The sequence below is a fragment of the Pseudomonas sp. NEEL19 genome (genome assembly GCF_028751975.1).
Lineage (GTDB): Bacteria > Pseudomonadota > Gammaproteobacteria > Pseudomonadales > Pseudomonadaceae > Aquipseudomonas > Aquipseudomonas juntendi.
On the sequence record NZ_CP081491.1, the window covers coordinates 23,250 to 43,612 of the forward strand.

Annotated in this window: 21 protein-coding genes; 10 read left to right on the plus strand and 11 right to left on the minus strand. The window is 63.3% G+C overall.

Annotated features, from left to right (window positions below):
- Nucleotides 1-39: 39 nt before the first annotated feature.
- Both K4A76_RS00100 and K4A76_RS00105 read left to right on the plus strand, forming a co-directional pair.
- Entirely contained in the window at nucleotides 40-591 is a 552-nt protein-coding gene (locus tag K4A76_RS00100; RefSeq protein WP_274411293.1) for a DNA-3-methyladenine glycosylase I, read from the plus strand.
- Nucleotides 592-632: 41 nt separating this feature from the next.
- On the plus strand, nucleotides 633-1,520 hold the full coding sequence (locus tag K4A76_RS00105; RefSeq protein ID WP_009684691.1) for a lysophospholipid acyltransferase: 888 nt from the start codon (nucleotides 633-635) through the stop codon (nucleotides 1,518-1,520).
- Between the two features lie 71 nt (nucleotides 1,521-1,591).
- On the opposite strand, the gene K4A76_RS00110 is transcribed toward K4A76_RS00105, so the two are convergent.
- The 5 genes from K4A76_RS00110 to def are packed head-to-tail and all read right to left on the minus strand — an operon-like array spanning nucleotide 1,592 to nucleotide 6,115.
- On the minus strand, nucleotides 1,592-1,900 hold the full coding sequence (locus K4A76_RS00110; RefSeq protein WP_029888062.1) for a tetratricopeptide repeat protein: 309 nt from the start codon (nucleotides 1,898-1,900) through the stop codon (nucleotides 1,592-1,594).
- Nucleotides 1,901-1,911: 11 nt separating this feature from the next.
- A complete protein-coding gene (gene trkA / locus K4A76_RS00115; RefSeq protein ID WP_009682347.1) occupies nucleotides 1,912-3,285 on the minus strand; it encodes a Trk system potassium transporter TrkA in 1,374 nt (457 codons plus the stop codon).
- Between the two features lie 23 nt (nucleotides 3,286-3,308).
- Nucleotides 3,309-4,619: a 16S rRNA (cytosine(967)-C(5))-methyltransferase RsmB gene (rsmB, locus tag K4A76_RS00120; protein WP_212624611.1), complete on the minus strand. Its 1,311-nt coding sequence runs from the start codon at nucleotides 4,617-4,619 to the stop codon at nucleotides 3,309-3,311.
- On the minus strand, nucleotides 4,616-5,548 hold the full coding sequence (gene fmt, locus K4A76_RS00125) for a methionyl-tRNA formyltransferase (RefSeq protein ID WP_274411294.1): 933 nt from the start codon (nucleotides 5,546-5,548) through the stop codon (nucleotides 4,616-4,618). The genes rsmB and fmt overlap by 4 nt, the downstream gene beginning before the upstream one ends.
- 60 nt (nucleotides 5,549-5,608) lie before the next feature.
- Complete coding sequence (gene def / locus K4A76_RS00130) at nucleotides 5,609-6,115, minus strand: peptide deformylase (RefSeq protein ID WP_009682343.1); 507 nt, start codon at nucleotides 6,113-6,115, stop codon at nucleotides 5,609-5,611.
- 208 nt (nucleotides 6,116-6,323) lie between these two features.
- On the opposite strand from def, the gene dprA reads away from it, so the two are divergent.
- The 4 genes from dprA (at nucleotide 6,324) to K4A76_RS00150 (ending at nucleotide 9,537) form a co-directional block, all read left to right on the plus strand.
- Nucleotides 6,324-7,421 (plus strand): DNA-processing protein DprA, encoded by a 1,098-nt coding sequence (gene dprA / locus K4A76_RS00135; RefSeq protein WP_274411295.1) that lies wholly within the window; start codon nucleotides 6,324-6,326, stop codon nucleotides 7,419-7,421.
- 41 nt (nucleotides 7,422-7,462) lie between these two features.
- Entirely contained in the window at nucleotides 7,463-8,020 is a 558-nt protein-coding gene (locus K4A76_RS00140) for an L-threonylcarbamoyladenylate synthase (protein WP_015268440.1), read from the plus strand.
- A gap of 275 nt (nucleotides 8,021-8,295) precedes the next feature.
- Nucleotides 8,296-8,739, plus strand: coding sequence for a hypothetical protein (locus K4A76_RS00145; RefSeq protein ID WP_009682339.1), 444 nt, complete (start codon nucleotides 8,296-8,298; stop codon nucleotides 8,737-8,739).
- A gap of 480 nt (nucleotides 8,740-9,219) precedes the next feature.
- Nucleotides 9,220-9,537: a hypothetical protein gene (locus K4A76_RS00150; RefSeq protein WP_054882072.1), complete on the plus strand. Its 318-nt coding sequence runs from the start codon at nucleotides 9,220-9,222 to the stop codon at nucleotides 9,535-9,537.
- A 127-nt stretch (nucleotides 9,538-9,664) separates the two neighbouring features.
- Here K4A76_RS00150 and K4A76_RS00155 read toward each other — a convergent pair whose 3' ends face one another.
- A complete protein-coding gene (locus K4A76_RS00155; RefSeq protein ID WP_274411296.1) occupies nucleotides 9,665-10,642 on the minus strand; it encodes an NADPH:quinone reductase in 978 nt (325 codons plus the stop codon).
- A gap of 134 nt (nucleotides 10,643-10,776) precedes the next feature.
- On the opposite strand from K4A76_RS00155, the gene hemF reads away from it, so the two are divergent.
- Entirely contained in the window at nucleotides 10,777-11,688 is a 912-nt protein-coding gene (gene hemF, locus K4A76_RS00160) for an oxygen-dependent coproporphyrinogen oxidase (RefSeq protein WP_274411297.1), read from the plus strand.
- 25 nt (nucleotides 11,689-11,713) lie between these two features.
- Nucleotides 11,714-12,538 carry a shikimate dehydrogenase gene (gene aroE / locus K4A76_RS00165; RefSeq protein ID WP_274411298.1) on the plus strand — a complete coding sequence of 275 codons (825 nt, stop codon included), beginning with the start codon at nucleotides 11,714-11,716 and terminating at the stop codon, nucleotides 12,536-12,538.
- Nucleotides 12,539-12,637: 99 nt separating this feature from the next.
- On the opposite strand, the gene K4A76_RS00170 is transcribed toward aroE, so the two are convergent.
- The 3 genes from K4A76_RS00170 to betC all read right to left on the minus strand — a co-directional run bounded on the left by K4A76_RS00170 (nucleotide 12,638) and on the right by betC (nucleotide 16,807).
- The gene (locus K4A76_RS00170; protein ID WP_274411299.1) at nucleotides 12,638-14,203 is read right to left on the minus strand and encodes a SulP family inorganic anion transporter; all 1,566 of its coding nucleotides are present in this window, start codon (nucleotides 14,201-14,203) and stop codon (nucleotides 12,638-12,640) included.
- A 144-nt stretch (nucleotides 14,204-14,347) separates the two neighbouring features.
- The gene (gene choX / locus K4A76_RS00175) at nucleotides 14,348-15,277 is read right to left on the minus strand and encodes a choline ABC transporter substrate-binding protein (protein ID WP_274411300.1); all 930 of its coding nucleotides are present in this window, start codon (nucleotides 15,275-15,277) and stop codon (nucleotides 14,348-14,350) included.
- Between the two features lie 12 nt (nucleotides 15,278-15,289).
- On the minus strand, nucleotides 15,290-16,807 hold the full coding sequence (betC, locus tag K4A76_RS00180) for a choline-sulfatase (protein WP_274411301.1): 1,518 nt from the start codon (nucleotides 16,805-16,807) through the stop codon (nucleotides 15,290-15,292).
- A 108-nt stretch (nucleotides 16,808-16,915) separates the two neighbouring features.
- Here betC and K4A76_RS00185 point away from each other — a divergent pair, with 108 nt between their 5' ends.
- Both K4A76_RS00185 and K4A76_RS00190 read left to right on the plus strand, forming a co-directional pair.
- The gene (locus K4A76_RS00185; RefSeq protein WP_009682331.1) at nucleotides 16,916-17,815 is read left to right on the plus strand and encodes a choline sulfate utilization transcriptional regulator; all 900 of its coding nucleotides are present in this window, start codon (nucleotides 16,916-16,918) and stop codon (nucleotides 17,813-17,815) included.
- A gap of 48 nt (nucleotides 17,816-17,863) precedes the next feature.
- Nucleotides 17,864-18,196, plus strand: a complete 333-nt coding sequence (locus K4A76_RS00190; RefSeq protein WP_009682330.1) for a DOPA 4,5-dioxygenase family protein — start codon at nucleotides 17,864-17,866, stop codon at nucleotides 18,194-18,196.
- Nucleotides 18,197-18,316: 120 nt separating this feature from the next.
- On the opposite strand, the gene trpA is transcribed toward K4A76_RS00190, so the two are convergent.
- Together trpA and trpB are read right to left on the minus strand one after the other, a co-directional pair.
- Entirely contained in the window at nucleotides 18,317-19,126 is an 810-nt protein-coding gene (gene trpA, locus K4A76_RS00195) for a tryptophan synthase subunit alpha (RefSeq protein ID WP_054911466.1), read from the minus strand.
- Complete coding sequence (gene trpB / locus K4A76_RS00200; protein WP_029887973.1) at nucleotides 19,123-20,340, minus strand: tryptophan synthase subunit beta; 1,218 nt, start codon at nucleotides 20,338-20,340, stop codon at nucleotides 19,123-19,125. Before trpB ends, trpA begins: the two co-directional genes overlap by 4 nt.
- Nucleotides 20,341-20,363 lie beyond the last annotated feature (23 nt).

Sequence of the window (20,363 nt, forward strand, 5' to 3'; positions counted from 1 at the left end):
ATAACCTGATTCGCCTCGCCCTCTACTCATTGGAGCCTTATGCCACGCTGCTTTTGGTGTACCGACGATCCGTTGTACCAGGCCTACCATGACCAGGAATGGGGAACGCCGCAGCGCGATCCGGCGTTGCTGTTCGAGATGCTTTTGCTCGAAGGGTTCCAGGCCGGGCTTTCATGGATCACCGTTTTGCGCAAACGCGAGCGTTACCGCGAGGTGATGCACGGGTTCGACCCGGTCAAACTGGCCACCCTCAGCGACGAACGCATCGAAGCGCTGATGCAGGACCCCGGGATCATCCGCAACCGCCTCAAACTCAAGGCTGCCCGGCGCAATGCGCAGGCCTGGCTGGCTGTGGATAACCCCGCCGAATGGCTGTGGTCGTTCGTGGGTGGTGCGCCGAAGATCAATCACTTCCAGGGCCGCGCTGACGTGCCGGCGGTCACCGATGAGGCCAAGGCCATGAGCAAGGCCCTGCAGAAAGCCGGCTTCACCTTTGTCGGCCCGACCATCTGCTATGCCTTCATGCAAGCCACCGGCATGGTCATGGACCACACCATCGATTGCGATCGTTACGCCGCCCTGATTCGTTGAAGGGTTACAATGCGCGCCTTGCTGAAATAAGGAATTCGCCTGTGGAAAAGTTCAAGGGCGCCCTGATGGTCGGGGTGCTGCGCCTGTTTGCCAAGCTGCCCTGGGGCGCTGTACAGCGCGTGGGCGCCGGCATCGGCTGGCTGATGTGGAAGATCCCCAACGGTTCACGCAACGTGGTGCGCATCAACCTGGCCAAGTGTTTCCCCGAGATGGACCCGGTTGCCCGTGAGCAACTGGTTGGCCAAGCCTTGCGGGACATTGGCAAGTCGTTTGTGGAAAGCGCCTGTGCCTGGATCTGGCCGCCACAGCGCTCGCTGGAACTGGTCAAGGAAGTGCACGGCCTGGAAGTGCTGGAGCAAGCCCTGGCCTCTGGCAAGGGCGTGGTGGGCATCACCAGCCACCTGGGTAACTGGGAGGTGCTCAACCACTTCTATTGCAATCAGTGCAAGCCGATCATTTTCTACCGCCCGCCCAAGCTCAAGGCTGTGGATGACCTGCTGCGTGAGCAGCGCGTACAGATGGGCAACCGCGTTGCGCCTTCGACCAAGGAAGGCATTCTCAGCGTGATCAAGGAGGTGCGCCGGGGCGGCCAGGTGGGCATCCCCGCTGACCCGGAGCCGGCCGAATCGGCTGGCGTGTTCGTGCCATTTCTCGGTACCCAGGCACTGACCAGCAAGTTCGTACCGAACATGCTGGCGGGCGGCAAGGCGGTGGGGGTGTTCCTGCATGCCTTGCGCCTGCCGGATGGCTCGGGTTTCAAGGTGTTTCTCGAAGCTGCGCCGCAAGCGATGTACAGCACCGACGTGAATGAGTCGGCGGCGGCGATGAGCAAGGTGGTCGAGCGTTATGTGCGCGAGTACCCGAGCCAGTACATGTGGAGCATGAAGCGCTTCAAGAAGCGCCCGGCTGGCGAGCCGCGCTGGTATTGAGATCTCTGGGGGCGCTCTGCGCCCCATTCGCTGGCTTGCCTGCGATGGGCTGCAAAGCAGCCCCGGCTATCTCAAGCCTTGTTCAGCTTCTTGAGAAAAACGGTCATCTCTTTCTCGGCCTGCTTGTCCCCGTGGGCCTGTGCCGCCACGATCCCATCCTCCCAGGCCTTGCGCGCCGCTGGCAGGTCACCCTGCAACTGACAGGCCTTACCCAGCAGCTTCCACGCTGCCGAGTACTTCGGGTCCTGCTCTACACAGCGCGCCAGGTGCACCGCAGCTTCTGCACCGTTACCTTCATCCAGCCAGGCCTTGCCCAGCCCGAAACGCAGCAACGGGTTATCCACACCCTTGGCCAGCATCTTCTCCAGCGACTCGCGCATGCCCTTTGCTCCTAGAAGAAACTCAAGCCGACGTGGAACAGCTTCTCCACATCGCGAATGTGCTTTTTATCCACAACGAACAGGATCACATGGTCACCCGATTCGATCAGGGTGTTGTCGTGGGCAATCATGACCTCTTCGGCACGGATGATCGCGCCGATCGTGGTACCCGGTGGCAGGTTGATGTCCGCTATCGCCTTGCCAACGACCTTGCTCGACTTGGCATCGCCATGGGCCACCGCCTCGATCGCTTCGGCCGCGCCACGGCGCAGCGAGTGCACGCTGACAATGTCGCCCCGGCGCACGTGGGCCAGCAGGGTGCCGATGGTCGCCAGCTGCGGGCTGATGGCAATGTCGATCTCACCCCCCTGCACCAAGTCGACGTAGGCTGGGTTGTTGATGATGGTCATCACCTTGCCTGCACCCAGGCGCTTGGCCAGCAGCGAAGACATGATGTTGGCTTCGTCATCGTTGGTCAGGGCCAGGAAGATATCGGCGTCGGCGATGTTTTCTTCCAGCATCAGGTCCCTGTCCGAGGCGCTGCCCTGCAACACCACGGTGCTGTCTAGCGTATCGGACAGGTGCCGGCAGCGGGCTGGGCTCATCTCGATGATCTTCACCTGATAGCGGCTTTCGATGGCTTCGGCCAGGCGCTCGCCAATTTGGCCACCACCGGCAATGACGATGCGCTTGTTGGTCTGGTCGATACGACGCAACTCGCCCATCACTGCCCGGATGTCTTTTTTCGCGGCAATGAAGAACACCTCGTCATCGGCTTCGATCACCGTGTCGCCACGCGGGGTGATTGGCCGGTCGCGGCGGAAAATGGCGGCCACACGGGTATCCACGTTAGGCATGTGCGCGCGGATCTGGCGCAGCTGCTGGCCCACCAGCGGCCCGCCGTAGTAAGCCTTCACGGCCACCAGCTGCGCCTTGCCTTCGGCGAAGTCGATCACCTGCAGCGACCCTGGGTGTTCGATCAGGCGCCTGATGTAGTTGGTCACCACCTGCTCGGGGCTGATCAGCACGTCGACCGGGATGTGGTCATTGTCGAACAGCTCTTCACGCGTCAGGTAGGCCGACTCGCGTACCCGGGCAATCTTGGTCGGGGTGTGGAACAGCGAATAGGCCACCTGGCAGGCAACCATATTGGTTTCGTCGCTGTTGGTTACCGCCACCAGCATGTCGGCGTCGTCGGCACCGGCCTGGCGCAGCACCGTCGGCAGCGAGCCGCGGCCTTGCACGGTGCGGATGTCCAGGCGGTCGCCCAGGTCGCGCAGGCGGTCGCCGTCGGTATCGACCACGGTAATGTCGTTGGCCTCGCTGGCCAGGTGCTCTGCCAGCGTACCGCCCACTTGCCCTGCGCCGAGGATGATGATTTTCATCCGCTACTCCCTACCCTTTGTGCTTACCCGCGCGAGGCGGCGATCTTGATCAGCTTGGCATAGTAGAACCCGTCGTGGCCGCCTTCCTGAGCCAGCAACTGGCGGCCGTGCGGCTGGCGCAGGCCGGCCTCGGTGGCCAGGTCCAGCTCCCGCGCGCCGGGGGTGCGGGCGAGAAAGGCCTCGATCACTTGCGTGTTCTCGGTCGGCAGGCTGGAGCACGTGGCATACAGCAGCATGCCGCCCACTTCCAGTGTCGGCCACAGGGCATCGAGCAGTTCACCTTGCAGCGCGGCCAGGGCCGGAATGTCGTCGGCCTGGCGGGTCAGCTTGATATCCGGGTGGCGGCGGATCACGCCAGTGGCCGAGCAGGGGGCGTCCAGCAGGATGCGCTGGAACGGTTTGCCGTCCCACCAGCTGGCAGTGTCGCGGGCGTCGCAGGCGATCAGCTCGGCATCGAGCTGCAGGCGGTCGAGGTTCTCGCGCACCCGGGTCAGGCGCTTGGCCTCAAGGTCGATGGCTGTCAGGTGAGCCAGGCCTGGTTCGGCTTCCAGCAGGTGGCAGGTTTTGCCGCCAGGCGCGCAACAGGCGTCGAGCACGCGTTGGCCGGCGGCCAGCTCCAGCAAGTCAGCGGACAGCTGCGCGGCTTCGTCCTGCACACTCACCCAGCCCTCGGCGAAGCCTGGCAGGCCGCGTACGTCGCAGGCTTCGGCCAGAACGATGCCATCGCGGCTGTAGTGGCAGGGGCTGGCGGCAACGCCCGCGTCGGCCAGCAGGCGCAGGTAGGCGTCACGGCTGTGATGACGGCGGTTGACCCGCAAGATCATCGGCGGGTGCGCATTGTTGGCGGCGCAAATGGCCTCCCACTGCTCTGGCCAGAAGGCCTTCAGCGCCTTTTGCAGCCAGCGCGGGTGGGCGGTGCGTACCACGGGGTCGCGCTCCATGCCGGCCAGCAGCGCTTCGCCTTCGCGCTGGGCGCGGCGCAGCACGGCATTGAGCAGGCCCTTGGCCCAGGGTTTCTTCAGTTTGTCGGCACAACCCACGGTCTCGCCAATTGCGGCGTGGGCCGGAATACGGGTGTAGAACAGCTGGTACAGGCCGACCAGCAGCAGCGCCTGCACATCGGCGTCTGCGGCTTTGAACGGCTTCTGCAGCAGCTGGGCGGCCAGCAGGTCGAGCCGTGGCTGCCAGCGTGCAGTGCCGAACGCCAGGTCCTGGGTCAGGCCGCGGTCGCGCTCATCGACCTTGTCCAGTTGTGCCGGCAGCGAGCTGTTCAATGAAGCCTTGCCGCTGAGTACTGCGGCAAGGGCACGGGCGGCGGCGAGGCGTGGGTTCATTGGCCAAGTACCTTGCCGGCGGCGAACTTCTCGCGGCGGCTGTTGAACAGGTCGCTGAAGCTCAGCGCCTTGCCACCGGGCAGTTGCAGGCGGGTCAGGCTCAGTGCCTGGTCACCACAGGCAACCACCAGGCCATCTTTACCGGCGGACAGGATCTCGCCCGGCTCACCTTTGCCTGCCGCCACGTTGGCTGCCAGCACCTTCACGCTCTCGCCATCGAGGGTGCTGTGGCACACCGGCCAAGGGTTGAAGGCACGGATCAGGCGCTCCAGTTCGACGGCCGGGCGGCACCAGTCCAGGCGCGCTTCGTCCTTGTTCAGCTTGTGTGCATAAGTGGCCAGGGCATCGTTTTGCACCTCGCCTTGCAGCGACCCGTCGGCCAGGCCGGCGATGGCCTGCACGACGGCGGGCGGGCCCATTTGCGCAAGGCGGTCATGCAGGCTACCGCCGGTGTCCTCGGCGCTGATCGGGGTGGTTACCTTGAGCAGCATCGGGCCGGTATCCAGGCCGGCTTCCATGCGCATCACGGTGACACCGCTTTCGGTATCGCCGGCTTCCACGGCACGCTGGATCGGCGCTGCACCGCGCCAGCGCGGCAGCAAGGAGGCGTGGCTGTTGATGCAGCCCAGGCGGGGGATATCCAGCACCGCCTGCGGCAGAATCAGGCCGTAGGCAACCACGACCATCAAGTCTGGCTGCAGTGCGGCAAGTTCCGCTTGCGCCTCGGCGTTGCGCAGGGTTTGCGGCTGCAGTACCGGGATGCCATGGGCCACCGCCAGCGCCTTGACCGCGCTGGGCATCAGCTTCTGGCCACGGCCGGCAGGGCGGTCAGGCTGGGTGTAGACGGCCACGATCTCGTAAGGGCTGTCGAGCAGGGCCTTGAGGTGTTCGGCAGCAAACTCTGGGGTGCCTGCAAAGACGATGCGCATGGAGTTCTCGCTTCAAAAAAGAAAAAGGCTTGCCGGAGCAAGCCTTCTGGAAGGTGGGGATCAGGCTTGCTGGCGGTGCTGCTTTTCCAGTTTCTTCTTGATCCGGTCGCGTTTGAGCTGCGACAGATAGTCGACGAACAGCTTGCCGTTGAGGTGATCGAATTCGTGCTGCACGCAGACCGCCAGCAAGCCTTCGCACTCCAGCTCGAACGGCTTGCCGTCGCGGTCCTGGGCTTTTACCCGTACCCGCAGCGGGCGGTCGACGTTCTCGTAGAAGCCCGGCACCGACAGGCAACCTTCCTGGTACTGGCCCATGTCGTCGGTCAGCTCTTCGACCGTAGGGTTGATGAAGACCCGCGGTTCGCTGCGGTCTTCGCTGAGGTCCATCACCACGACCTGCTGGTGCACGTTGACCTGGGTCGCGGCCAGGCCGATGCCGGGGGCTTCGTACATGGTTTCAAACATGTCGTCGATCAGCTGACGCAGGGCGTCGTCGAACACCGTCACCGGCTTGGCGATGGTGCGCAGGCGCGGGTCGGGGAATTCGAGAATGTTCAAGATGGCCATAAGGTCAGGCAGTCACTGTGCGTTTGGTTGAAAACTGAGCACACATAATAAAGGCAAACGTGGATTTCAGCACCTGTGAAAGCTCGTCTAGGGTTTTCAGGGGCTGCTTGTCGGCTATTCGATAGACAGGTTGTCAAACCGTTATCAACACAGTTATCCACAGCTTGTGCCACGCCGATGGCCCTTTTTCAGATCAAGGATGATCCCCATGTCGAATCACCATTCGTCGCCTGTTGCGCCGGCTGAACTGGAGGCGCGGCTGCGTCTGCACCGTTTGCCGGACACCGGCCTGCGGCGTTTCTGCACGTTGCTGGAGGCGTTTGGCAGCGCATCTTCTGCCCTGTGCGCACCCGCCGGCGCCTGGCGCGCGTTGGGCATTCCCCAGGCAGCAATCGACGCGCGGCGCAGTGCCGAAGTGCGCGACGGAGCGCTGGCGGCGATGGCCTGGCTAGAGCAGCCGGGCCAGTATTTACTGATGTTTGACGGACCTGGTTACCCGCCGCTGCTGCGGGAAATCGATGACGCCCCGCCATTGCTGTTTGTCGCCGGCGACCCTGCCCTGCTCGAGCGCCCGCAGCTGGCAATTGTGGGAAGCAGGCGCGCTTCACCGCCAGCCCTCGATACCGCCGCGGCGTTTTCCCGTTACCTGGCACAGGCCGGTTTCACGATTACCAGCGGGTTGGCAGTGGGTATCGACGGCGCCGCTCATCGGGCCGCAATACAGGCCGGTGGGGGGACGATCGCGGTGCTCGGCACAGGGCTGCAAAAACTTTATCCACAGCGGCACACCGCGCTTGCCCAGGCGATTATCGACAGCGGCGGCGCGCTGGTTTCCGAGTACCCGCTGGATGCCGGGCCACAGCCCAGCAACTTCCCCCGGCGTAACCGCATCATCAGTGGCATGTCGCTGGGCGTGCTGGTGGTCGAGGCCAGCCTGGCCAGTGGTTCGCTGATCACGGCGCGGCTGGCGGCAGAACAAGGCCGCGAGGTGTATGCCATTCCGGGCTCCATCCACCACCCTGGGGCCAAGGGCTGCCACCAGTTGATTCGCGACGGCGCGCTGCTGGTGGAAACCGTGGAGCAGATCATGGAAAGCCTGCAGGGCTGGCAGAACCTGCCACCTGCGGTTGTGGACAAGTTCGACCACCCACTGCTGGCCTTGCTGCACGCGGCGCCCCAGACCAGCGAAAGCCTGGCCCATTGCAGCGAGTTGCCACTGGCCGAAGTGCTTGCGCAATTGACCGAGCTGGAACTGGAGGGGCGGGTCAGCAATGAAGCCGGGCGTTGGTTTGCCCGCGCGGGCTAAGTACACTGCGCACAGGCAAGTTCATAGGCGGAGTAACAGCAATGGTAAGCAGTTTTCGTGTGCAACAAGCCGCACGTGAGATCCGGGCGGGCGCAGTAATCGCCTACCCAACGGAAGCGGTCTGGGGCCTGGGCTGCGACCCCTGGAACGAGGACGCGGTGTACCGCCTGCTGGCGCTGAAGTCGCGGCCTGTGGATAAAGGCCTGATCCTGGTCGCCGACAATATCCGCCAGTTCGACTTTTTGTTCGAAGATTTCCCCGAGGACTGGATCGACCGTATGGGCAGCACCTGGCCGGGGCCCAATACCTGGCTGGTGCCGCACCAGGACCTGTTGCCGGAGTGGGTGACCGGGCAGCATGACACCGTAGCGCTGCGGGTCAGTGACCACCCAGTGGTGCGCGAACTGTGCGCGCTGGTGGGGCCGTTGATTTCCACCTCGTGCAACCCCGGTGGGCGCCCTGCGGCGAAGACCCGGTTGCGGGTGGAGCAGTACTTCCATGGCCAGCTGGACCTGGTGCTGGGTGGGGCGCTGGGGGGGCGGAAGAATCCGAGCGTGATTCGCAACCTGGCTACCGGTGAGGTTGTTCGGCCGGGTTGATACCGCTGGCGAGGGCTTCGCCCTCGTTTCGCGACACAAGGCCGCTCCTACAAGTACAGCGCAGCTTTCAGCCCTGGCGCTATGCCTGTAGGAGCGGCCTTGTGTCGCGAAAGGGCCGCAAAGCGGCCACACTAATCGTCAGACCTATTTCTGATTTGCCCGATCTTGCCAATTGGGAAGCTTCCTACTGTCTCTGTCCTAAGTCATCACCTTCCATGCTGGAACCCCTGCCTCTAGCTTGCTCACGTCGCAATTCGGCGGGAGCATCCGAAGCAATGCCGCTATTCAAAAATGCCGAATATCTGATAAGGGCGAATCTGCAGCAGCTTGCGTCCAACAACCGGGTTAGATCGGTGGAAATAGGCAGGTTTACCGCTGATCAATTTGAAGCGATAAACAGGCAGAAAGAAGCGCAGGAACTACCGCTGCTTGAGGATCCGGGCATCGTATTCATCGGTAGCCATGCCTACAGGAGCCGGGTGATTCGAGATGGCTACACCATTGATGACATGGTTTTGCAAATCGAGGCAGCACTGGCGGCGACATCAATCTGGAAAAACGCCACGCGCATGACCGCTCTTCGCAGCACGATTGGTCGTGACGATGGCTATGGCAATGAAGTTTTTGATGAGGCGATTTTTGAACTGACGGCTCGCAAGCCCAAGGCAGAGCTGTATTCGATTATCCCTAAAGGGGATAGAAACAAGCCCAAAAAATAAAGGCCGCTTGAGCGGCCTGAATGGTAAGGATGTACTCGCCCGGATAACTTGAAACTCAACCGGCGCACCAGCACAACCTCAGGAGCAAAGGCTACGCCTCCGAGCATTCATGGTCAAGCGGCGCCCCTCACCCTCCCCGCGGCGCAGCGCTTGATGCTGGTGCGCCATTGCAGTCAGGGTTTTCTGATTGTTGCCAAAATGGCTGTCCAGCTCGCGGCTTGGGAAATATCCTACGACCCGCGTCCTCTGCCATCACCTTCTCAGTGGGAACCTCTGCCCTTAGGCTTCAACCGTCGCCGAATAACTTGGCGATCGGGTGTGGTAACCCGGCTTTAGAGTGATCTTGGCAGTCCATGGCGGCTGTTCGCAGGAGGCTTCGTGCCTGCTGGGTTTTGGATCTCTCACCCGGTTTACCACCCTGCGGATAGCTGCCACCCATTCGTGTGGTAACGCCTGGGTGGGGCCATGAGCAGAGATCTAATGATGAAGAAAATAGTTCCAGATCCACCCCTACCCTGCACCTCCACCCGCCCGTTCGGCCGCTGCGACGCCGGCCATGACCCACTCTTCACCGTCAACCCGAACATTTCCGCCGAGGACGCTCTGGTCCACGTAGCCCTGTACCTGCGCAGCGCCTACGAAACCGGCTACAAAGCTCTGGACTACATGCGCGAAGAGGGCCGTGGCATGTTCTGGTCGAACCTGCATGCGATTGAAATGGCAGAGGGGGTGGTCGAGGCAATCCTCGATGGGATCGAGTCGACCCCGCCACCGACGAACCGACCCTCACAGCCATAGCGCAGCTTGCAGAGCCGACGCAGTACCTGTGGGAGCGGGCGCGCCCGCGAACACCGGCAAAGCCGGTGCCATCCACCGCGGTGGCTTCTTCGCGGTCATGCCCGCTCCCACAGGGAACGTGTGTGGCTCAGGGAATGAGTACTGTCGACCCTACAGTCCGCCGCGCCGACAGCTCTGCCTGCGCCTTGGCCGCCTCACTCAGCGGATACCTTTGCTGGATATCCACAACCAGCTTGCCACTGCCAATCATCGCAAACAGGTCATCGGCCATGGCCTGGGTGTTTTCGGCATTGTTGGCATAGGTCGCCAAGGTCGGCCGGGTCACATACAGCGAGCCCTTCTGCGCCAGAATCCCCAGGTTCACCCCGCTGACCGCACCCGAGGCATTACCGAAGCTCACCATCAGCCCGCGCGGTTGCAGGCAGTCCAGCGAGGTCAGCCAGGTATCGGCGCCAACGCCGTCGTACACCACCGGGCATTTCTTGCCGTCGGTCAGCTCCAGTACCCGCTTGGCCACGTCTTCATGGCTGTAATCGATGGTCGCCCATGCGCCCAGCGCTTTGGCCCGCTCGGCCTTCTCGGCAGAACTCACAGTGCCGATCAGCTTGGCACCCAACGCTTTCGCCCATTGGCACGCCAGCGAACCCACGCCACCGGCGGCCGCATGGAACAGGACCACGTCACCCGCCTTCACCTGGTAGGTTTGCTTCAGCAGGTACTGCACGGTCAACCCCTTGAGCATCACCGCCGCTGCCTGCTCGAAGCTGATGGTGTCGGGCAGCTTGACCAAGTTGGCCTCCGGCAGCGTGTGAACCTCGCTGTATGCGCCCAGCGGGCCGCCGGCATGGGCCACGCGGTCACCCACCTTCAGCCGGGTCACGCCTTCGCCCACGGCCTCGACCACACCGGCCGCTTCGGTGCCCAGCCCCGAAGGCAGTGATGGCGGTGCATACAGCCCGCTGCGGAAATAGGTGTCGATGAAGTTCAGGCCGATCGCATGGTTGCGCACGCGCACCTGCTGGGGCCCCGGCGGGGTGGGTTCGAATTCCACAAACTGCAGCACTTCGGGGCCGCCATGCTGGCTGAACTGGATACGCTTGGCCATCTCGTACTCCTGTAGTCGGGATCGGGAAAGGCCTTCTATCGGACGCCTTTGCTTGATCGCCGTCAACTGCGGCGCGCGCGCTGGCGGTGTTATGCTACGCGGCGAATTCTTCCCTGCCCGTTCCTGGTGACCCGATGACTAGCCGCACCGAGGCCGTGAAAGCCTACCTGCTCGACCTGCAAGACCGCATCTGCTCTGCCCTCGAAAGCGAAGACGGCGGTGCCCGCTTCGTCGAGGATGCCTGGGTGCGCGAAGCCGGTGGCGGGGGGCGTACGCGGGTGATCGGCGAGGGCAAGCTGATCGAGAAAGGCGGGGTCAACTTCTCCCACGTGTTCGGCGCCGGCCTGCCGCCGTCGGCCAGCGCCCACCGCCCGGAGCTGGCGGGCCGGGGCTTCGAGGCCTTGGGCGTGTCGCTGGTGATCCACCCGTACAACCCGCATGTGCCCACCTCGCACGCCAATGTGCGGTTCTTCATTGCCGAGAAGGAAGGCGAAGAGGCGGTGTGGTGGTTCGGTGGCGGTTTCGACCTGACCCCATACTACGGCGTCGAGGAAGACTGCATTCACTGGCACCGCGTGGCCGAGCAGGCGTGTGCGCCGTTCGGTGCCGATGTGTACCCGCGCTACAAGGCCTGGTGCGACCGCTATTTCCACCTCAAGCACCGTGGCGAGCCACGTGGCATTGGCGGGCTGTTCTTCGACGACCTGAACGAGTGGGGCTTCGACACTTGCTTCGCCTTCATCCGTGCCATTGGCGATGCCTATGTCGACGCCTACCTGCCGATCGTCCAGCGCCGCAAGCACACTCCCTACACCCCGCAGCAGCGTGAGTTCCAGGAATACCGCCGCGGCCGCTACGTGGAGTTCAACCTGGTCTACGACCGCGGCACCCTGTTCGGCCTGCAGTCGGGCGGGCGCACCGAGTCCATTCTCATGTCGCTGCCGCCACAGGTGCGCTGGGGCTATGACTGGAAGCCGGCACCGGGCAGCGAAGAAGCGCGCCTGACCGACTACTTTCTGCAAGACCGCGACTGGCTTGGCCAGTAAGCCTGTGGATAACCAAGGAGCCGCCATGGACCAGTACGTCGTTTTTGGTAACCCCATCGGCCACAGCAAGTCGCCGCTGATCCACCGCCTGTTCGCCGAGCAGACCGGCGAAAACCTGGAATACGCCACCCTGCTGGCGCCGCTGGATGAGTTCAGCGACTGCGCACGCGGCTTCTTCAAGCAAGGCAGCGGCGGTAATGTCACCGTGCCGTTCAAGGAAGAGGCCTACCGCCTGTGCGACAGCCTGACCCCGCGTGCCCAGCGCGCTGGCGCGGTGAACACACTGAGCAAGCTGGCTGACGGCACTTTGCAAGGTGACAACACCGATGGCGCCGGCCTGGTGCGTGACCTGACGGTGAATGCCGGGGTCGAGCTGACGGGCAAGCGCATTTTGGTTCTCGGTGCCGGCGGTGCAGTGCGTGGCGTGCTGGAGCCGATCCTGGCGCACAGGCCGCAATCGCTGGTGATCGCCAACCGTACCGTGGAAAAGGCCGAGCAGCTGGCGCGGGAGTTCGATGAACTGGGGCCGGTGGTGGCCAGCGGGTTTGCCTGGTTGCAGGAGCCGGTGGATGTGATCATCAACGCCACTTCAGCCAGTTTGGCCGGGGAATTGCCGCCGATTGCCGACAGTTTGGTCGAGGCAGGGCACACGGTTTGCTACGACATGATGTATGGCAAGGAATCTACGCCGTTTTGCCAGTGGGCGCAGAAGCTGGGCGCGGCCAAAGTGCTGGATGGGTTGGGGATGCTGGCTGAGCAGGCCGCTGAGGCGTTCTTTATCTGGCGTGGTGTACGGCCGGATACCGCTCCGGTGTTGGCTGAGTTGCGCCGGCAATTGGCTCGGGGCTGAAATTGCCGGGGCCGCGTTGGGTCGGCGTACACCCTTCCCTTGTGGGAGCGGCCTTGCGTCGCGATGGGCTGCAAAGCAGCCCCTAATCTCAACCCAACCTCATTCCTCAAATCGGATAGGGCACAACTGCGCCCCTTCCAGCTTCTGCAATTCCTCGATCACCTGCGGCCTGGCCCGGTGCAAGGTCAGGCTCCCGCCCAGGCGCCGCAAGCGCCGTGCCTCGCGGTGCAACATGTCTACACCCGAGTAGTCGATGAAATTCACCTGCCGCGCATCGATCACCACATGCGGGCCTTGGCACAGCTGCAAACGTACTTGCAGGTAGTGCGCCGCGCCAAAGAAGATCGAGCCACCTACCCGCAGCACATCCGCTTCACCTTCGCGGCTTTGCTGCACCCGTGGCCGTGATGTGCGTTTGAGGTAGAAGAACAGCGACGCCAGCACCCCGGCATAGATCGCCGTCTGCAACTCCAGCAGCAAGGTTGCCGCCGCCGTCAGCGCCATTACCAGGAACTCCGAACGGCTGACCCGGAACAGCGCGCGGATGGCTTGGCGGTCCACCAGCCCCCAGCAGATCAACAGTATGCTGCCGGCCATGGCGGGGATAGGCAACTGCGCGATCAAGCCAGCACCGGTGATGGCGAACAGCGCCACCCATAGCGCCGAAAACACCCCGGCCATGGGGGAGCGGGCACCTGCTTCGTAGCTCAGGCCCGAACGGGTGAAGGAGCCAGCAGACAGGTAACCCGAGAAGAACGCGCCAACGATGTTCGACACGCCCTGGGCGCGAATTTCCTGATCAGGGTCGATCAGCTGTTCCGAGCGTGCCGACAACGACCGGGCAATCGACAGGCTGGTGACCAACCCCAGCATACCTACCGCCACGGCACTGGGCAGCAGGCGCAGAATCAGCTCCACGTCCAGCAAGGGCAGTGGGCTCAAGGGTGGAAGCTGGCCGGTGAATGCCGCGACCCTCGGCACATGGCCAAACCAGCCCGGCAGCAGCCAGGCCAGCAGGCTCACCACGATCAGGCTTATCAACAGGCTGGGCCAGCGCGGGCGCCAGAGTTTGAGCGCCACACCGATAAGCACGGTGGCGAGGCCCAACAGCAAGGATGGCACATTGATTTCGCCGGCATGGTTGGCCAGGTCCTGTACGGTTTTCAGCGCCGTGGCCTGGCTGGGCAGGTCCATGCCCAGCAGGTTGGGCAATTGCCCCAGGGCAATGACGACCGCGGCGCCAAGGGTGAAGCCGAGCACTACGGAATGCGAGACGAAATTGACCAGCGCACCGAAGCGCAGCAGCCCCAGCAGCAGTTGAAAGACCCCGCCGAGGAAGGTGAGCAGCAGCACCAGCGTGATGTAGTCCGAACTCCCAGCCACGGCCAATGGGCTGATGCTGGCGTAGAGCACGATGGAGATGGCCGCGGTCGGGCCGCAGATCAGGTGCCAGGACGAACCCCACAGGCACGCGATCAATACCGGCACGATGGCGGCGTACAGGCCGTATTCGGCAGGCAGGCCGGCGATCAGGGCATAGGCGATGGACTGCGGGAGCGCGAGGATGGCACCGCCCAGGCCCACCAGCAGGTCCTGGCGCAGGCTGCGGACCGATTGGCGCGGGAGCCAGGCGAGGAATGGCAGCAGGTGGATGATACGATGCATGGGTTATCCACAATCCTTGATTTAATGCACCTGACCTGTGGGAGCGGGCATGCCCGCGAAGAAGCCACCGCTATAGATGGCACCGGCTTTGCTGGTGTTCGCGGGCATGCCCGCTCCCACAGGTTAGGTGTATTGCTGGTGAGTTCATAGTCTGGCTTTGACGGCCTCCAAGGCATCGCCATCGGCTTTGGTGGTGACCCCGGCCAACCACCCTTCCAGTAACTCGGGGTGCGTCTTGACCCAAGCCCTGGCCGCGTCGTCGAAGCTGATCTTCTTGTCCACAACCTGGGCCATGATGCTGTTTTCCATGTCCAGTGTGAACTTCAGGTTGCCCAGCAGCTTCGCCGCATTCGGGCAGGCTTGTGGATAACCCTTGCGCGTCAGGGTGTACACCTGGCCTTTGCTGCCGAACCATTTTTCCCCGCCCGTGAGGTAGTGCATCTTCAGCTTCACATTCATCGGGTGTGGCGTCCAGCCGAGGAAGGTGATGAATTGCTGCTTCTTCACGGCGCGGTCGACCTGCGTCAGCATCGCCTGCTCGCTGGATTCGACCAGTTTCCACTGGCCAAGGTCGAACTCATTGTTGTCGATGATCTGTTTGAGCGACAGGTTGGCCGGTGCGCCGGAACCGATGCCGTACAGCTTCTTGTCGAACTGGTCGGCGTGCTTGTGCAGGTCGGCGAAATCCTTGACCCCGGCATTCCAGACGTAGTCCGGCACGGCCAAGGTGAACTCGGTTCCTTCCAGGTTGCGCGACAACTGCTGCACATCCCCATTGGCGACGAACTTGTCATGAAAGCCCTGGTGCGCCGGCATCCAATTGCCAAGGAAGGCATCCACACGGCCGTCCTTCAGGCCACCGTAGATGATCGGCACGGCCAGGCTGTCGATCTTCACCTGGTAGCCCAGACTTTCCAGTAGCAGCCGGGCCACGGCGTTGGTCGTGGCTATGTCGCTCCAGCCAGGGTCGGCCATTTTTACCGTGCTGCATTGTGCATCGTCGTCGGCGGCGTGGGCCGGGGTGATACCCAGGCCCAAGGCCAGGGTGAGTACGGCGGCGGAAAACGTGTGCATGGCGGCCTCTTCTCAATCCAGGGGGGCGGGCTGTGGGTAACGTGCCTTGCGCTCGAGGTCGTCGAGATCAATGTGGTTACGCATGTACTGTTGGCTGGCATCTATCCATGGTTGATGGTCCCAGCTGTGCAGCTTGCCGGTAGCCAGCGCTTCGGCCACCAAGCGGCGACGGCGCTGGCTGGCCAGTACCTGCTGGCGCAACCTGGGCATGTCCCAACGCTGTCGGGCTTCATCGACGAACGCCTGCAGCAGTGCCTGGTGGTCCGGGCTGCTGGCGAGGTTCTCCCGCTCGTGCGGGTCGCGGCCAAGATCATAGAGTAGGCAAGGGTCGTCTTCGCCGTACACGAATTTGTAAGGCCCGCGGCGGATCATCATCAGCGGCCCGACAGTGCCTTCGGCCATGTATTCGCCGATCACTTCGTCGTGGCCGCCCTGCCCTTGCAGGTGGCCAAGCAGTGAGCGGCCATCCAGATGCAGGGTGTTATCCACAGCTCCGCCCGCCAATTCGACCAGGGTCGGTAACAGGTCACAGGTCGATACCGAGGCGCTGACACGGCTGGCGGCAAAGCGCTGCGGTGCATGGACCAGCAGTGGCACCCGCGCCGACATCTCGAACCAGTGCATCTTGTACCAAAGGCCACGCTCGCCGAGCATGTCGCCGTGGTCGCCGGAGAACACGATCAGGGTGTCGTCGGCCAGGTCGCACTCTTGCAAGGTCTGCAACAGCTTGCCGATGTTGTCGTCGATGTAGCTGCAGGCGCCGAAATAGGCCCGGCGTGCATCGCGGATCTTGTCCACGGGCAGCGGTTTGTTCCACAGGTCATAGACCTTGAGCAGGCGCTGCGAATGCGGGTCCAGTTCTGCCTGGCTGAATTCGGTACCAGGCATGGGGATATCCACACCCTCATAGCGATCCCAGTAGTGCTTGGGAATGGTGTATGGATCGTGTGGGTGGGTCATCGACACGGTCAGGCAAAACGGCCGGCCGTCGTTCTCGCGCACGTGGTCGTAGAGGTACTGGCGCGCCTTAAACACCACCTCCTCGTCGAAATCCAGCTGGTTGGTACGCACGCAGGGGCCTGCCTGCAGTACCGAGGACATGTTGTGGTACCAGCTTGGGCGCACATCCGGCTCATCCCAGTTCACTGCCCAGCCATAATCGGCCGGGTAGATGTCGCTGGTCAGGCGTTCCTCGTAACCATGCAGCTGGTCCGGGCCGCAGAAATGCATCTTGCCCGACAGCGCCGTGCGGTAGCCCAGGCGGCGCAGGTAGTGGGCGTAGGTCGGCACGTCGGCGGGGAAATCGGCAGCATTGTCGTAGGCACCGATGCGGCTTGGGAGCTGGCCGCTGACCAGGGTGAAGCGCGACGGCGCACACAGCGGGCTGTTGCAGTAGGCTGAATCGAACACCACGGCCTGCTCGGCCAGGCGGCTGAGGTGCGGCATCTGAATGGGTGAAGGCCCATAAATGGGCAGCAGGGGTGCGGCCATTTGGTCGGCCATGATGAACAGGATATTCGGGCGTGTCATGCTGGCTTCCATCGTTGAAGGTTATGCGAACCGCTTGCCTATCAAGATGCGACTGTGGATAACATGGGTAAAGCCCATGGCGGGCAATGACTGGGATTAGCCAAGCTTATGTTTGAGCGCTTTGCCGAACTGTCGTTGGATACGTTGCGGGTGTTCGAGGCCGCGGCCCGTTTGCGTGGCTTCACTGCGGCGGCCCTGGCGCTGGGCACCACCCAGCCTGCGGTAAGCCAGCAGGTAAAACGGCTGGAGGCGCAGTTGGGCACACGCCTGTTCGATCGGGTGTACCGCGGGATCGAACTCACCGAGGCCGGCCAGCTGTTGTTCGAGCATGTGCACCAAGGGTTGCAGGCCATGGACGAAGGTATTGCCCAGGTCAGTGGGCGCGGCCAGCGTGAAGTGCTGCAGGTGGCCACCGACTTCGCGTTCGCGGCGTTCTGGCTGATGCCGCGCCTGCAGCGCTTTCACGAGGCTTATCCACACGTGGATGTCAGCCTGGTGACCGGTGAGCGCAGCCAGGGCATGTTGCGCCCGGACATCGATGTGGCCGTGCTGTTTGGTGATGGGCGCTTTCATCAGGGCGAAAGCCGCTGGTTGTTCGATGAAGAGGTTTTCCCGGTGTGCAGCCCCCGCCTGATTCATGGCAAACCCATGTCAGCCGTGGCTTTGCAGCGCTTGCCGTTGTTGCACCTCAAAGGTGAGCAGGCCAGCCGCTGGTTTGACTGGGCGGGTGTGTTTCGCGGGTTTGGCGTGGCCAGCCCACCGCCAGCCGGGCAACTGCGGTTCGATAACTACACGCTGCTGATACAGGCGGCGATTGCCGGGCAAGGGGTGGCGATTGGCTGGGGGCACCTGGTGGATGGGCTGGTCGAGCAGGGTTTGCTCTGCCGGCCACTGGAGGGCAGCCTGCGCTCGGAACGCGGTTATTATGCGGTGTTGCCGCCGCGCAAACGCCGGGGCGCGTTGATCGAGCGGTTCGTAGGTTGGTTGGAGCACGAGCGAAGCCGGTAAGGGTGAGTTCGGCGCAGAGTCACGCGGGCTTTGGGCCCAGGAGGTATCGTGCAGAGGATCAAGGGTTACCACGCCCACATTTACTATGACGCAGCGACCCTGGAGCAGGCTCGGGCGCTGTGTGAGGAAGCGGCGCGGCTGTTTCCCGTGAGCATGGGGCGCATGCACCAGAAGCCGGTGGGCCCGCACCCGGACTGGAGCTGCCAGCTGGCTTTCGGTCCGGAAGTGGTGGGGGTGGTGTTGCCTTGGTTGGCACTGCATCGCCAGGGTTTGGTGGTGTTCATGCACCCGCTGACCGGTGATGAACTGGCGGACCATCGGGACCATGCGATCTGGATGGGGGCTGTGAGGCCGTTGAACCTGTCGGTTTTTGGGGGCTGAACCTTCAGTGCTCGTGTTGTGCTCATCGCTGGCAAGCCAGCTCCCACAAGGGTTTCACAGGGCCTTAGGGTGGCGCTGTAGCTGTGGGATCTGGCTTGCCGGCGATTAAGGCGACGCCGGTCAGCGACGGGCGCCGCGCACCCCTTCCGCCAGTGCCGAGCACAGGCTCAACACATCGCTCACCGCCTGTTCGGCCGTGTTGGCCTGGGCAATCTTGTCGACCAGCGCCGAGCCCACTACCACGCCATCGGCCAGCCGGGCGATGTTCGCCGCCTGCTCTGGGGTGCGAATGCCGAAGCCAACGCTGATCGGCAGGTCGGTATGCCGACGCAGGCGGGCAATGGCTTCGGTCACGTGCTCGGTGGTCGCCGAGCCGGCCCCGGTCACACCGGCCACGGACACGTAGTAGACGAACCCGGAGCTGCGCGCCAGCACACGCGGCAGGCGCGCGTCGTCGGTGGTCGGGGTGGTCAGGCGAATGAAGTCGATACCTGCAGCCTGGGCCGGGGTCGCCAGTTCTGCATCGTGCTCCGGCGGCAGGTCGACGATGATCAGGCCATCGACGCCAGCCTGCTTGGCTTCATTCACGAACGCTTCCACGCCAAAACGGTGGATCGGGTTGTAGTAGCCCATCAGCACGATCGGCGTGGTGTGGTTGTCCACACGGAATTCACGAACCATCTGCAGGGTCTTGACCAGGTTCTGGCCCGCTTCCAACGCGCGCAGGGTAGCGAGCTGGATGGCTACGCCATCGGCCATCGGGTCGGTGAATGGCATGCCCAGTTCGATCACATCGGCGCCTGCAGCAGGCAGACCCTTGAGGATCTGCAGCGAGGCGTCATAGCCCGGGTCGCCTGCGGTAACGAAGGTGACCAGTGCCGAGCGGCCTTCGGCTTTCAACTCGGCGAAGCGTTGTTCTAGACGGCTCATGCCTGTTTCTCCTGGGCGGCCATGTGGCTCATGACGGTTTGCATGTCTTTGTCGCCGCGGCCCGACAGGCAGATCACCATCAGGTGGTCCTTGGGCAGCTGCGGGGCGCGCTTGATTGCCTCGGCCAGGGCGTGAGCGCTTTCCAGGGCCGGGATGATGCCCTCCAGGCGGCACGTGGCGTGGAACGCATCCAGCGCTTCGTCATCGGTGATGCTGACGTATTCAACGCGCTTCACCTCATGCAGGTAGGCATGCTCGGGGCCGATGCCCGGGTAGTCGAGGCCGGCCGAAATCGAGTGAGCGTCGGTAATCTGGCCGTCATCGTCCTGCAACAGATAGGTGCGGTTGCCGTGCAGTACGCCGGGCACACCGCCGTTCAGGCTGGCCGCATGCTTGTCGGTGTGCACACCGTGGCCGCCGGCTTCAACGCCGATGATCTGGACGCTTGGCTCTTCGAGGAACTCATGGAACAGGCCCATGGCGTTGGAGCCACCCCCCACGCAGGCGACCAGGCTGTCCGGCAGGCGGCCTTCCTTTTCCTGCAACTGGGCGCGGGTTTCCTTGCCGATGATCGACTGGAAGTCGCGGACCATTGCCGGGTATGGGTGCGGGCCCGCCACGGTGCCGATCAGGTAGAACGTGTCGTCGACGTTGGTCACCCAGTCGCGCAGCGCTTCGTTCATGGCGTCCTTGAGGGTGCCGGTGCCCGCGGTAACCGGAACGATCTCGGCGCCCAGCAGCTTCATGCGGAACACGTTGGCCTGCTGGCGTTCGATATCGGTGGCGCCCATGTAGATTACGCAAGGCAGGCCGAAGCGCGCAGCGACGGTAGCGGTCGCCACGCCGTGCATGCCGGCGCCGGTTTCGGCGATCAGGCGTTTCTTGCCCATGCGCTTGGCCAGCAGCACCTGGCCGATGCAGTTGTTCACCTTGTGCGCGCCGGTGTGGTTGAGCTCTTCACGCTTGAAGAAGATCTTTGCGCCGCCGCAGTGTTCGGTCAGGCGCTCGGCGAAGTACAGCGGGTTGGGGCGGCCGATGTAGTCGCGCTGGAAGTAGGCCAGCTCTTCGAGGAATTGCGGGTCGGCTTTGGCCGCTTCGTATTCCCGGGCCAGGTCCAGCACCAGTGGCATGAGGGTTTCGGCCACATAGCGGCCGCCGAACGAGCCGAACAGGCCATTGGCGTCGGGGCCGGGGCGGTATTGGGACTGGGTCATGGGGCGCTCCAGGGCGTAGGCAA